Below are 13,143 nucleotides of genomic sequence, written 5' to 3'. Positions count from 1 at the left end.
CGCATCATCCGCGACGATCCGGGTCGGGCGCGATCTCCTCGTCGAGCACGTCGTCCGGGCGGTCGCTCGTGACACCCTCGACGATCGCCGCGCCGCCCGCCGTGACGAGCGCCCCCTCGGGCACATCGGCCGTCGTGCCGGACACGATGACCGCGTCCTCCGGGAGCTCCTTCACCTTGCGGAAGATGACGCGCTTCTGACGCGGGTCGAAGGCATCGCGCAGACCGTCGCCGACGAAGTTGACGAGGAGCGACAGGACCACGATGAACACCGCGGGCCACCAGAACAGCCAGGGCCGGGTCTGGAACGCCGACTCGTTGGCCGAGATCAGCAGACCGAGCGAGACGTCAGGCGAGCGGACGCCGTAGCCGAGGAACGACAGCGACGTCTCGAGGATGACAGCCGCCGCGATGAGCAGCGTCGTGGCGACGATGACGACGCCGATCGCGTTCGGCAGGATGTGCTTGAAGATGATGCGTGCATCCGACGCGCCGGCCACTCTGGCAGCCTCGACGAACTCGCGCTCGCGCAGCGTCAGGAACTCCGCGCGCACCAGTCGCGCGATGCCGGTCCAGGCCACGAAGCCGAGGAACAGCGCCAGCAGCACGGGTCCGAGACCGCCGACCGCCGAGCCGACGACCGCGCCGATGACGATCACCGGGATCACGATCACGACGTCGGTGATGCGCATCAGGACCGAGTCGACCCAGCCGCGGTAGTACCCCGCAAGAGCACCGACCACGACGCCGATGATCGCGCCGATGATGCCGATCACGAACATGATGTAGGACGAGTTCACGAGACCGCGCATGGTCATCGCGAAGTAGTCCTTGCCCACGGTGTTCTGGCCGAACGGGTGCTCGCCGAGCGAGAAGGGCCAGAGCGTCAGCGTCGGCTTGCCGCCGTTGGTGATCGGAAGGAGCTGCTCGTAGTTCCACTTCCACCAGCCCGGGATCGGGCCGATGCCGGTCGCCGAGATGGCGAACCCGACGACGAGGATGAACAGGATGGCGCTGACCACCGCGGGCTTGTGCGCGATGAATCGACGGAACGTCAGCCGCCCCTGGCTGATGCCGCGCTCGTCGGCGGTCTGGACGTGCACTCCGCCGTCGGACGGAGCGGTGGGCGGCTCGAGGGCCGGATCGATGGGGATCGACATTACTTGACCCTCACTCTCGGGTCGATCGCCGAGTACGCGAGGTCGGCGAGGAAGTTGAACGTGATGGCGAACACGGCGATCACGACGAAGTACGCCATCACCGGGTTCGGGTCGGCATGACTCAGACCCTGGTTGAAGAGGGCGCCCATGCCGCTGAAGGCGAAGATGCGCTCGGTGATGATCGCACCGCCGATGAGAGCTCCCACGTCCGCCGCCACGATCGTGGTGATCGGGATGAGCGAGTTGCGGAACGCGTGACGGACGACGACCGTGCGCTCGGGAAGACCCTTCGCGCGAGCGGTGCGGATGTAGTCCTGGTTCAGCGTCTCGAGCATGCCGCCGCGGGCGTAGCGCGTGTACGCCGCGAACGAGATCAGCATGAGGCTGATGGTCGGCAGCAGCAGGTGGGTGAAGGTGTCGATGCTCTGGATCCACCAGTCACCCTGCAGGTTCGGCGTCTGCGAGCCGATGGTGGCGATCGGGCGCCCGTTCACCTTCGGGTTGTTGACGTACGAGTTCCAGTTCTGCATGAACTGATCGAGGATGATCACGCCCATGCCGAGCGCACCCGTGAGCACGCCGATGCGGATCGCCTGACCCTTGTCGTACTCACCGAGGAACCACCCTGCTGCGGCGCCGACCAGTGCCGCTGCGACGAAGAGCGCGAACACACCCCAGCCGTTGAACGACTTGAGGAACGGCTGCAGCACGAAGTAGGCGGCGATGAGGACGATCACGGTGACGCCCGCGGTGCGCCATGCGTAGCGCGCGCGAGGGCCGGCGATGATGAGCACCATGCCCGCACCGAACGCGGCGATCAGCAGCGGGGTGAGGATGGGGCCGAGCGACGGGTTGAGGAACCACGCCGTCACGCTCATGCCGTACAGCATCGCTCCGGTGGTCACCACGGAGGCGAGGAAGACGATCAGGCGACGCTGCCTGGGTCCGCCGATGATCGCCTGCCAGAAGATTCCGGAGATGAGACTCAACGCGATGATCCACGGCCATGTGAACACCGGACTGTCGAGCCAGTCGTTGAACCCGAGCGCCACGAACACCTTGAGCAGAACACCCATGACGAACGAGGGCAGCGAGTAGAAGAGGAAGCTTGCGAACGTGAACGAGTAGTCGATCGCGCTGTACTGACGCAGCGCCGAGACGATGCCGACGAGGACACCGAGGACGATGGCGAGGATCGTCGAGGCGGTCACGAGCTGGAGCGTCGCGCCCATCGCGCGGGCGAGGACGATCGTCACCGGCTGGTTCTGGATGGTGACGCCGAGGTCGCAGCCGCCGAACGGGATGACGCAGCGTGCGGCGCCGAGCAGCCAGTTGAACCAGCGGACCGGGATCGGCTGGTCGAGGTTCAGCCAGGCGATGCGCTGCGCGATCAGCGCGTCGCGGTTCGGGCTGTTGGAGGCGTACAGGTCCTCGAGGGGATCTTTCGCCAGAGCCACGAGGGTGTACATCAGGAAGGATGCGGCGATGAGGATCAGGATCGAGACCCCGATGCGCCGCAGAACGAAGCTAAGCACTGGGCTGGCCCTTCATGCAGAAAAGGTAGCAGGCAGGCGACGACGGCAGCAGAGGCCGGGCGTCGGGTTCGCCGGCTGTGGACGGGAAGACACACGCACGGGGCGCCGGGCTGCTAGCACCCGACGCCCCATGGCGTGGTGTTTCAGGGATTCACCGAATTACTCGGCGACCGTCCACTCCCAGAAGTTCCAGAACACACCGGTCTGGTTGCCCATGAAGGTGATGCCCTCGATGTTGTCGGCGTGCGCCTCGAGGCCGGGGCCCTGGAAGAGGGGCAGACCGTAGGCGTCCGCGAACAGCTGGCCGTCGGCCTCGACCGTGAGCTCGTCGATCGCGTCGGTGTCGAGCGTGGTCGGGATCTCGGTCGCGATCTCGTCGACGCGGTCGTTGGCGTACTTGTTGAAGTTGCTGCCACCGAAGCTCGCGAAGATCTGCGGGATGGTGCCGTTGCCGACACCGGGCGAGATCCACCCGAAGATGACTGCGTCGTAGATGTCCGAACCGAGCTGAGCGCTCCAGTCCTCACGGCCCACATCCTCGATCACGAAGCCGGCCTCAGCCGCCGAAGCCTGGATGGCCTCGAACGCCGCGACGCGGTTCGGGTTGTTGATGTTGTACATGAGGCGGACCGTCGGGGTCGCACCGGCGAGGAGCTCCTTGGCGCCCTCGATGTCGACCTCGGCGTACTCGTCGGAGCCGTTGCTGGCGACGGCGTCCTCGTACGGAGCCTGCGCCGGGATGAACAGCTGCGAGTTGAGGACCTCGGCCTCGGGGTTGACCGGCTTGATCAGCGTGTCGACGAGCTGCTGGCGCGGGATCGTCTTGAGGAACGCCTCACGGACGTTCTGCTCGGCGAACGGGCCGGCGAACGTCAGGTCGAGGTGGTCGTAGTTCAGCGCGTCGCCCTGGAGGACCTCGACGCCGTCGATGCCCTGGAGCGCGGTGAGGGTGTCGCCGCTCGCCTGGGGGGCGATGATGTCGACCTCGCCGTTCTGGAGGGCCGTGACCTGCGCCTGAGCGTCGCCGATGAAGCGGATGACGAGCTCGGAGAACTGCGGCTGGAGGTCACCGGTGTACTTGTCGTTGAGCTTCAGCGTCATCGACTGCGTGGGCTCGTACGAGTCGATGACCCAGGGGCCGCTCGAGAGGTACAGCGACGGGTCGTCCGGCAGCGACGTCATGTCGAAGCCCGAGTTCCAGAAGTCGGCCGCAGCCTTGAGCGTCTCGTTGACCGGAGCCGGTGCCGCGGCGTCGCCGCGCGGGCTCGTCAGGATCGTGTCGACGAGCTCGGCCTGGTCGACGCCGGCCTTCTCAGCGACGACGTGGACCGGCTGGTCCATGAGGTCCTGGATGTTCCAGTCAACGAAGGGCTCGTCGTACTCGAGGGTGAGCGAGAGCTTGTCGTCGGCGACCTCGGTGATCGTCGAGGTCTTGAGGCCCTCGGTGCTGCCCGCGTACGCGAAGTACTTGGTGCCGGTGACCGGCTCGCCCGTCTCGGGGTCGAGGGTCGCGTCGTCGAAGACGCCCGAGGTGGCGGCCCAGCCGAACACCAGGTCGTCGGTCGTGATGGGCTCGCCGTCCGACCACACCAGGCCGTCGTTGAGCGTGTACTTGACCTGGAGGGGGTCTTCGCTGACGACCTCCATCGTGCCGAACGACTCGTCCGGGACGACCTCGTAGCTGTCGCTGACGTAGTAGAACGTCGACTTGGTGAGGTAGTCGATCTTGCCGTTGATGTCGAGGTTGCCGTTGTCGCTGTTCGAGTTCGTGCCCGTGAACTCGTTCGTTTCGGCAACCGTCACCGCGGTGTCGGTGGCCGTGGGCTCCTCCGCCTCCGGCGGGGTCGTCGAGCAGCCGGCGAGGACCAGTGCGGTCACGCCGACGCCCGCCGCGACTCCGAGTGCGCGCATGCGCCACGTCGTCTTGTCAGACACTTGTGTCTCCTCTGTGCAGGGTAATGCGCGCGAATCCGGCCGGAAGCCGGACCTGCGCGCGGATGGGAAAACGATAAGCACCGGTTGTGAGATGGTCAAAACGATCGGCGAAAACGTTACAGAGCCTTAACTCAATCGACGCGGAGTGTGACAATCTGACAAGATGACGCCGCCGAACAGGCCCACAGGTCGGAGGGGTTCCACTAGTCTGTCGCCCCTCGCTCCGTACGATCGCCGACGCCTCACGTGGGAGGTCTGGATCGTCCTCGCGATCACGGTCGGACAGTCCGCCGTGTACTCCGTGCTGTCACTCGTGCGCAAGCTCCTCGCACCCGTTCCGCTCGGCCAGCAGCAGACCCAGGTGAACCCCTCACGGGACGCGCAGGCGCTGTGGGATGTCGTGTACCAGCTGCTCGCCGTCTTCTTCGCGCTCGCCCTCGTCGCACTCGTCGTCTACCTTCTCTGGGAGCCGGGGACCAACGCGCTGCGCCGCATCGGACTCGACTTCACGAGGTTCGGCGGCGACGTCGGCCGCGGCATCCTTCTCGCCGCCGTCATCGGCCTGCCGGGCCTCGCCCTCTATGCCGCGGGCCGCGCGCTCGGGGTCACCGTCGCCGTGGTCGCGTCGCCGCTCGATGCCGCCTGGTGGACCGTGCCGCTGCTGGTGCTCTCGGCGCTGCGCGCGGGACTGACCGAAGAGGTCATCTTCATCGGGTACCTGTTCGACCGGCTCCGCCGGTTCGGCTGGAACGACTGGGCGATCATCCTGGCCTCGGCCGGCCTCCGCGCGGCTTACCACGCGTACCAGGGCATCGGCGCGATCGTCGGCAACTTCGTCATGGGCGTGGTCTTCGGCTGGTGCTACCGCCGGTGGGGCCGCGTCATGCCGCTCGTCGTCGCGCACACGCTCCTCGACATCGTGGCGTTCGTCGGGTACCCCCTCGCTGCTGCACTGTGGCCCGGCGTGTTCGCCCCCATCCCCACGCCGACCCCCACGCCGACCCCGACCCCGACCCCGACGCCGTCCGCCGCGCCCTGACCGGTCCCTGCCGCCCCCGCGTCCGGCCTTGGTGCGGGGCGCCCCGGCCCGCAGCATCCGTCCGCCGGTCCCCCTCGCCGGCCCGGCCGACCCCCACTACGTCCCCGAGACTTCAACGGGGCGCCGAGGCTCCAGCGGACCCCTGAAGTCTCGGCGCCCCGTTGGAGTCTCGCGGGGCGTGGAGAGTGCGCGCGTGAGCGGGCGCGGTTCCTCCACAGATGCGGGCGGCGGTGGAGTCTCCCCAGGAGCGACGAAGGGCGGGGTCCGCAGGGCTCCGGGCGACGGAAGATCGGGGATGGCACTCCCCCTGACGCGGCGCGAAGTCGCGCCATGCCCGATCGCACTGCTTCGCCGGGACGACGTCCCACACCCCGAACGCGCGCTGCGCACCCGAGAACTCGTCGCGGTGACACGCGGTGTGTACGCGGAAGCCGCGGGATGGCGGCGGCTCAAGCCCTGGGAGCGTTATCTCGCCCGCGTCCACGGCGCCGCACTGCGGCACCCCGACGCGGTGTTCATCCTCGAGGCAGCGGCGGCGCTGCGCGGTGCGGCCGTGATCGGCGAGCCGGTCGATATCCACGTCGTCGCCTCTCCGACGACCACTTCGCGTCGGTCCGGGGGTGTGCGTGTCCACACGGCGCAACGACTGCCGGAGTTCGACGAGATCGGTGGAGTACTGGTCGCAGCTCCCGCCGACACCGCGGTGGCCATCGCACGCCTCCGGCATCATGCGGTCGGAATGGCAGTGGCCAGCAGCATCCTCCGCCAGAACCCCCAGTTGGATCAGGCGACGCTGCACATGCTCAACGAGTCCCGATTGAGCGCGCGCGGAAGACGTCACGCGCGATGGGCGCTCGATCGCGCGACGGCCGTGCCCGAATCGACTCTCGAGTGCCTCAGCCTGGCAGTGATCGAGTGGCTCGGGTTTCCGCTGCCCGAAATGCAGCAGTGGGTGCTCGGCCCGCCCGACGAGGAAGACTTCCGCCTCGACTTCTGGTGGAACCGGCTGCGTCTTGGCGGAGAGGCCGACGGTGACGGGAAGTACGAAGGGAAGGATGCCGCGGCCGTGCTCCGTGCGCGACGCGACCGCGATGCGCTCTTGCTCGCTCGCGGCGTCGCCGCCACGGTGCACTGGGGTTGGCACGACGTGACCAGGGTCGCGCCGCTTCGGGCCGCGCTCCGGGCAGGTGGCCTGCACCCGGAGCGCGTCGAGGACACTGCCGAGCTTCGTTCGTTCGCACGGCTGTTCGCTCCGCGCCCGCCAGCGCCCTCGGCATCCTGACTTCGCGCCCACAGCCCGTCTCCCCGACGCATCCCCGCGAGACTTCAGCTGTGCGCCGAGACGTCAATCCCGACCGGGAGTCTCGGCGCTCCGATGAAGTCTCGCGGGCAGAACAGACTGAGGGCCGGCATCCCGTCGTCTCAGGGCGGTCTCAGGCGAAGGCCTCGATGGGCGGGCAGGCGCACACGAGGTTGCGGTCGCCGTAGGCCTGGTCGATGCGGCGGACCGGGGGCCAGTACTTCGTGCGGACCAGGGTGTGCACCGGGTACACGGCGGTCTCGCGACTGTACGGGTGCTCCCACGAGCCCGCGACGACCGACTCGGCCGTGTGCGGCGCGTTCACGAGCGGGTTGTCGGCGGCAGGCCACTCCCCCGCGGCGATGCGGTCCGCCTCGACCTTGATCGCGATCATGGCCTCGATGAAGCGCTCGATCTCGGCGAGGTCCTCCGACTCGGTCGGCTCCACCATGAGCGTGCCCGCGACGGGGAACGACATCGTCGGGGCGTGGAAGCCGTAGTCGATGAGGCGCTTGGCGACGTCGTCCACGGTCACACCCGTCGCCTCGCGCAGCGGGCGCAGGTCGAGGATGCACTCGTGGGCCACGAGACCGTCCTCGCCCGTGTACAGCACCGGGTAGTGGTCGCGCAGGCGCACCGCGATGTAGTTCGCCGCCAGCACGGCCGCCGCGGTCGCGCTGCGCAGTCCCTCGGCGCCCATCATGCGCACGTACGCCCACGAGATCGGCAGGATGCCGGCGGAGCCGTGCGGCGCGGCCGAGATGGGCCCGCCGTCGAAGACTCCGCCGGCGTGGTCCTTGCGCTGCGACAGCGGGTGCGAAGGCAGGTAGGGCGCAAGGTGCGCCTTGGCCGCCACCGGTCCGACGCCGGGGCCGCCGCCGCCGTGCGGAATCGCGAAGGTCTTGTGCAGGTTCAGGTGCGAGACGTCGCCGCCCAGGTCACCGAAGCGCGCGTAGCCGAGGAGGGCGTTGAGGTTCGCACCGTCGACGTACACCTGGCCGCCGGCGTCGTGCACCGCCTGCGTGATGTCGAGCACGTCGTGCTCGTAGACGCCGTGCGTCGACGGGTACGTGATCATGAGCGCCGCGAGCTCGTCGGCGTGCGCCGCGATCTTGGCGCGCAGGTCGTCGAGGTCGACGTTGCCGGCCTCGTCGCAGGCGACCACGACGACGCGCATGCCCGCGAGCACGGCGGACGCCGCGTTCGTGCCGTGCGCGGACGACGGGATGAGACAGACCGTGCGGCTCACATCGCCGTTGGCGCGGTGGTAGCCGCGGATCGCCATGAGGCCCGCCAGCTCGCCCTGCGAGCCCGCGTTGGGCTGCAGCGAGACCGCGTCGTACCCGGTGACCTCGGCGAGCCACACCTCGAGCTGCTCGATCATGGCGAGGTAGCCGTGCACGTCGTCCTCGGGCGCGAACGGGTGCACGCGCGAGAACTCGGGCCACGACACCGCGGCCATCTCGGTCGCGGCGTTGAGCTTCATGGTGCACGAGCCGAGCGGGATCATGCCGCGGTCCAGCGCGTAGTCGCGGTCGGAGAGCTGCTTGAGATAGCGCATCATCGCCGTCTCGGACCGGTGGGTGTTGAACACCGGGTGCGTCAGGAACTCCTCGACGCGGCGCAGCGCGGACGGCACGCCCGCCAGGGGGGCGGCATCCGTGAAGGGAAGCACGCGCTCGCCCTGCTCGCCCGCGCCGAGGAACTCGTTCTCGGGCAGGCCGAACGCCCACGCGACGGCCGCGAGATCGTCGGCGGTCGTCGTCTCGTCGACCGACACCCCGACCGTCGCGTCGTCGGCCCAGAACAGCTGGTAGCCGCGCTCGCGCGCTCGCTCGATCACGCGGCGCGAGGCGCCGGGAGTCGCGACCCGGATGGTGTCGAAGAACGAGTCCGAACGCAGGGACAGCCCGTACGAGCGCAGGCGCGAGGCGAGCGCCTCGGCCTTCTTCGCCACGTCGGTCGCGATCGCCCGCAGGCCGTCGGGCCCGTGATAGACCGCGTACATCGAGGCCATGACCGCGAGGAGGACCTGCGACGTGCAGATGTTCGACGTGGCCTTCTCGCGGCGGATGTGCTGCTCGCGCGTCTGGAGCGCGAGACGGTAGGCGGGGTGGCCTGCGGCGTCCTGCGAGACGCCCACGAGGCGTCCGGGCAGCTGCCGCTCGAGGCCCTGGCGCACCGCCATGTAGCCCGCATGCGGGCCGCCGAAGCCGAGCGGCACGCCGAAGCGCTGGGTCGTGCCCACCGCGACGTCGGCGCCGAACGAGCCGGGCGAGCGCAGGAGGGTGAGTGCGAGGAGGTCTGCGGCCGCCACGACGTGCGCACCGGCCACGTGCGCTGCGTCGACGACGCCCGACGGGTCCCACACGTTGCCCGACGCGCCCGGGTACTGCACGAGCACGCCGAACAGCTCGTCGGGCAGGGTCGCGCCGTGGGCGAGATCGAGTTCGACGAGCTCGATGCCGACGGCGGCGGCTCGGTGCGCGAGCAGCGCCTTGGTCTGCGGCAGCGCATCGGCGTCGACGACGAACACGTTCGAGGCCGCCTTCGAGGCGCGCCGGGCGACCAGCATGCCCTCGACGACGGCGGTCGACTCGTCGAGCATCGAGGCGTTCGCGGTCGCGAGCCCGGTGAGGTCGGTCACCATCGTCTGGAAGTTGATGAGCGCCTCCAGGCGCCCCTGCGAGATCTCGGGCTGATACGGCGTGTACGCGGTGTACCACGAGGGGTTCTCGAGCACGTTCCGGGCGATCACCGACGGCGTGAGCGTGTCGTAGTAGCCCAGCCCGATCATGGGCCGCGCGGTGCGGTTCTGCGACGCCAGCACGCGCAGCTCGGCGAGCGCCTCCGCCTCGGTCGCCGCGGGCGGGATGTCGCTCGTGGCACGGGGCGTGGCATGGATGGATGCCGGAACCGCCGCTTCGACCAGCGCGTCGACGCTGTCGTAGCCCAGGGCGTCGAGCATCGTGCGCTGGGCCGCAGCATCCGTCCCGATGTGACGATCGGCGAACAGACCCGTCATTCGGCGCCGCCCGTGAGCGAGACGTATGCGTCGCGGTCGAGGAGGTCCGCGACGTCAGCCGGGTCGACCGTGATCTTGACGAGCCACCCGGCGCCGAACGGGTCGGCGTTGACCAGACCCGGGTCGTCCACGACGGCGTCGTTGACGGCCACGACCTCGCCCGTCAGCGGCGCGTAGAGCTCGCCGACCGACTTCGTGGACTCGATCTCGCCGACGACGGTCGCCGCGGTCACCGAGCTGCCGACGGCGGGGAGCTCGACGAACACGACGTCACCCAGCTTGTCGGCGGCGTACGACGTGATGCCCACGGTCGCGACGTCGCCGTCGAGGGCGACCCACTCGTGCTCGGCGGTGTACTTGAGGGCGGTGAGATCGGTCATTTGTTCCTCCGGTAGAAGGGCAGGTCGGTCACGGTCGCGGGGATTCGGGTGCCCCGCACGTCGATGAAGAGCTCGGTTCCGGCGGCGCTCACGGCCGGCGGGACGAACGCCATGGCGATGGGATGCCCCAGGGTCGGGCTGAGCGCGCCGCTCGTGATCTCACCGACCGGGGTCGCGGCGTCGGCGCCGTCGAACACGGCGTAGCCGGCGCGGCCGGCGCGGCGGCCCTCACCGGCGAGGCCGACGAGGACCGGGGCGTCGGAGGCGACCACGGCTGCCAGGCCCGACTTGCCGACGAAGTCGTCCTTGTCGGCGGCCACGACGCGGCCGAGGCCCGCCTGTGCGGGGACGATGCCGAGCGACAGCTCGTGGCCGTAGAGCGGCATCCCGGCCTCGAGGCGCAGCGTGTCGCGGGCGGCGAGGCCTGCGGGCACGAGGCCCAGCGGCTCGCCCGCGGCGAGCAGGGCGTCCCACAGTGCGGGCGCGGCGCGATTCGGGACCAGGAGCTCGAACCCGTCCTCGCCCGTATAGCCGGTGCGGGCGATGAACAGCGGCTCGCCGTCGAACGTCCCCGCCGACCACGCGTAGTAGCCGAGGTCGGCGAGGGCCGGCACGACATCGGCGACGCCCGCGGTCGCCTCCACGACCGCGCGCGCCACGGGCCCCTGCACGGCGATGAGCGAGAGCTGGTCGGTGAGATCCTCGACCGTGGCCACGCCGGAGACGCCCTCGATGTAGATGAAGCTCTCGACGCCGGCACCCCGTTCCGCGAGGAAGGATGCCGCCACCGGCGCGCGCTGGGCGCGCTCGGCGAACGCCGTGGCCACAGCATCCCGATTCCCGGCGTTGGCGATCACGAGGAAGCGGTCGTCGGCGATGCGATACACGATCACGTCGTCGACGATGCCGCCGGACTCGGCGAGCACGAGCGAGTACTTCGCCTTGCCGACGCGCATCGGCGAGATCGCGCCGGCGAGCGCGTAGTCGAGGAACGCCGCCGCGTCGGGGCCGGTGACCAGGAACTCGGCCATGTGCGAGATGTCGAAGAGGCCGGCGCCGGTGCGCACGGCGTGGTGCTCGGCGAGGTCCGAGCTGTAGCGCACCGGCATGAGCCAGCCGCCGAAGTCGGTGAAGGAGGCGCCGAGCGCCTCGTGGCGGTCGTGCAGAGCAGTCGTGCGGGGTTCTGTCATCGAGTTCTCCCGGTCGCGGACGGGCAGACGCCGGACGGCGCCTGTGAACTCCCCCTCTGTCATGGGCCTGAGAGCTTCACCCGCGAGCAGCGGGCTTTCACCGTCGGCGGATACTCGCTGCGCGAGGATCGCTTTCCAGAGTCGGCCTGCCCGAACGGTACGCGTTACCTGAGAGATTGGCGGGGAGGCTTGCTCCTTCGGTGCTCGGCGATCGCGCTGCCGAGGCTCTCCCGCCCGGGTGATGGGCCGTTGTTGACTTGCGGTGCCAGCATACCGGTCGGTGCGGTCAGCCGACGCAGGACCCCGTCGACACGGTGCTCGTCAGCGAGGGCGCGCGATCGGCGACCGGCGTGAGCTCGGCCATCGTCATCGCGTAGCCGACGCTCTCGTCGTCCTCGGCGCGCGCGAACACGACGCCCGCGACCTCCCCATCGCCGGTGAGCAGCGGGCCGCCGGAGTTTCCGGGCCGCACGACGGCCTGCAGGGAGTAGATCTCCCGCGGGTTCCAGGAGCTGTCGTACACGTCGGGCACGTTCGCGGTGCCCACCGACTGCACGCTCGCCGGGACCATCGTGAACGGGCCGCCGTACGGGAACCCCTGCACGACCGCCGCGGCGCCCGCCGCGAGCGTCGGCGAGACGGGCAGCGCACTCGCACCGAGGTCGTCGACGGCGATCACCGCGAGGTCGTCCACGGGATCGAAGTAGACGATGCGCCCCTCGCGCGCCGGCACGCCCGGGAGCTCCACGATCGGCGTGTCGACGCCCGCCACGACGTGCGCGTTCGTGACGACGCGGTCCTCGGCGACGACGAAGCCGGTGCCCGACGATCCTCGCCCGCAGGCGTACGCGTTGCCCGAGACGCGGGCGACGGATGCTGCGGCCCGCTGCAGCTCGGGATCGTCCAGGGCGACCGGGGGCGCGGGCTCGGCCGTCCCGGGTCCGAGCAGCAGCCCGAGCCCCGGCAGGCCGTCGTCGAGCACAGCGCCCCGGAGCTGCGCGAGGGCTGCGGCGACGGGGTCGGGGGTGGCGGCCTCGATGCCGCGCAGGATCGCCGAGGATGCCACGGCCGACGAGATGACGGGGATCCCGGCGCCCGCGATCGCCGGGGCGACCAGCGCGAGGGCGAGCAGGGCGGCGACGACCGAGGCGATGCCGCCGAGGAAGCGCTCGACGCCGCGGAGCTTGAGCCGATCGGCACCGGAGCGCAGGGCGGAGCCGATCGCCGAACCGACTGCGGCGCCCACGAACACCAGCCCGAGCGCGGTGAGGAGCACCGCGGGACCGCGCCAGACCGGCGAGGGCACCCAGGCACTCACCAGGGGCGTGAGCCAGAAGGCGGCGAAGGCACCGGCGGCGAGGCCCGCGAGCGTGCCGATGCCGGCGAAGAAGCCCCGCCGCACACCCGCCACGCAGGCGGCGATGAGGAGGAGGACGACGATCACGTCGACGACGATCATCCTCACCCCTTCCGCCCGTCGGGACCCGTCTCGTCAGGCTACGCATCGAGGCTGGGAGACGACCCCGACGGACCGCCCGGGCGTGTCGGAAGGACGCCCCGGCGGTCCGGGTGAAGGCACG

9 protein-coding genes and 2 riboswitches are annotated in these 13,143 nt (G+C 70.0%); of the genes, 2 read left to right on the top strand and 7 right to left on the bottom strand.

Annotated elements, in window-relative coordinates:
- Window positions 1-4 precede the first annotated feature (4 nt).
- The 3 genes from ACFQ7C_RS04240 to ACFQ7C_RS04230 all read right to left on the bottom strand — a co-directional run bounded on the left by ACFQ7C_RS04240 (window position 5) and on the right by ACFQ7C_RS04230 (window position 4,629).
- Window positions 5-1,159 carry an ABC transporter permease gene (locus tag ACFQ7C_RS04240; RefSeq protein WP_378898246.1) on the bottom strand — a complete coding sequence of 385 codons (1,155 nt, stop codon included), beginning with the start codon at window positions 1,157-1,159 and terminating at the stop codon, window positions 5-7.
- Window positions 1,159-2,694, bottom strand: a complete 1,536-nt coding sequence (locus ACFQ7C_RS04235) for an ABC transporter permease (RefSeq protein WP_378898244.1) — start codon at window positions 2,692-2,694, stop codon at window positions 1,159-1,161. Before ACFQ7C_RS04235 ends, ACFQ7C_RS04240 begins: the two co-directional genes overlap by 1 nt.
- 159 nt (window positions 2,695-2,853) lie before the next feature.
- Entirely contained in the window at window positions 2,854-4,629 is a 1,776-nt protein-coding gene (locus tag ACFQ7C_RS04230; RefSeq protein WP_378898242.1) for an ABC transporter family substrate-binding protein, read from the bottom strand.
- Window positions 4,630-4,792: 163 nt separating this feature from the next.
- Here ACFQ7C_RS04230 and ACFQ7C_RS04225 point away from each other — a divergent pair, with 163 nt between their 5' ends.
- Window positions 4,793-5,668: a CPBP family intramembrane glutamic endopeptidase gene (locus ACFQ7C_RS04225; protein WP_378898240.1), complete on the top strand. Its 876-nt coding sequence runs from the start codon at window positions 4,793-4,795 to the stop codon at window positions 5,666-5,668.
- Window positions 5,669-5,963: 295 nt separating this feature from the next.
- Entirely contained in the window at window positions 5,964-6,950 is a 987-nt protein-coding gene (locus ACFQ7C_RS04220) for a hypothetical protein (protein ID WP_378898238.1), read from the top strand.
- Window positions 6,951-7,101: 151 nt separating this feature from the next.
- Here the strand turns inward: ACFQ7C_RS04220 and gcvP are convergent, their stop codons facing one another.
- The 4 genes from gcvP to ACFQ7C_RS04200 all read right to left on the bottom strand — a co-directional run bounded on the left by gcvP (window position 7,102) and on the right by ACFQ7C_RS04200 (window position 13,022).
- Complete coding sequence (gene gcvP / locus ACFQ7C_RS04215; RefSeq protein WP_378898236.1) at window positions 7,102-9,993, bottom strand: aminomethyl-transferring glycine dehydrogenase; 2,892 nt, start codon at window positions 9,991-9,993, stop codon at window positions 7,102-7,104.
- Entirely contained in the window at window positions 9,990-10,373 is a 384-nt protein-coding gene (gene gcvH, locus ACFQ7C_RS04210) for a glycine cleavage system protein GcvH (RefSeq protein WP_378898234.1), read from the bottom strand. The genes gcvP and gcvH overlap by 4 nt, the downstream gene beginning before the upstream one ends.
- Window positions 10,370-11,563, bottom strand: a complete 1,194-nt coding sequence (locus ACFQ7C_RS04205; RefSeq protein WP_378898232.1) for a glycine cleavage system aminomethyltransferase GcvT — start codon at window positions 11,561-11,563, stop codon at window positions 10,370-10,372. Before ACFQ7C_RS04205 ends, gcvH begins: the two co-directional genes overlap by 4 nt.
- A 46-nt stretch (window positions 11,564-11,609) precedes the next feature.
- Window positions 11,610-11,708: riboswitch (glycine riboswitch) on the bottom strand.
- Window positions 11,709-11,806, bottom strand: a riboswitch (glycine riboswitch). It abuts the riboswitch before it with no gap.
- Window positions 11,807-11,849: 43 nt separating this feature from the next.
- Window positions 11,850-13,022 (bottom strand): MarP family serine protease, encoded by a 1,173-nt coding sequence (locus tag ACFQ7C_RS04200; RefSeq protein WP_378898230.1) that lies wholly within the window; start codon window positions 13,020-13,022, stop codon window positions 11,850-11,852.
- Between the last annotated feature and the right edge of the window lie 121 nt (window positions 13,023-13,143).

It is taken from the genome of Microbacterium sp. NPDC056569, assembly GCF_042793475.1.
GTDB lineage: Bacteria > Actinomycetota > Actinomycetes > Actinomycetales > Microbacteriaceae > Microbacterium.
The sequence above is the reverse complement of the archived record's forward strand: the minus strand, read 5'-3'. Positions and strand labels throughout refer to the sequence as shown.

Excerpts from the sequence above, each read along its gene's own strand:
- ACFQ7C_RS04240 (WP_378898246.1), bottom strand. The coding sequence starts at position 1,159 with ATGTCGATCCCCATCGATCCGGCCCTCGAGCCGCCCACCGCTCCGTCC.
- ACFQ7C_RS04200 (WP_378898230.1), bottom strand. The coding sequence starts at position 13,022 with ATGATCGTCGTCGACGTGATCGTCGTCCTCCTCCTCATCGCCGCCTGC.
- gcvP (WP_378898236.1), bottom strand. The coding sequence starts at position 9,993 with ATGACGGGTCTGTTCGCCGATCGTCACATCGGGACGGATGCTGCGGCC.
- ACFQ7C_RS04205 (WP_378898232.1), bottom strand. The coding sequence starts at position 11,563 with ATGACAGAACCCCGCACGACTGCTCTGCACGACCGCCACGAGGCGCTC.
- ACFQ7C_RS04220 (WP_378898238.1), top strand. The coding sequence starts at position 5,964 with ATGGCACTCCCCCTGACGCGGCGCGAAGTCGCGCCATGCCCGATCGCA.
- gcvH (WP_378898234.1), bottom strand. The coding sequence starts at position 10,373 with ATGACCGATCTCACCGCCCTCAAGTACACCGCCGAGCACGAGTGGGTC.
- ACFQ7C_RS04225 (WP_378898240.1), top strand. The coding sequence starts at position 4,793 with ATGACGCCGCCGAACAGGCCCACAGGTCGGAGGGGTTCCACTAGTCTG.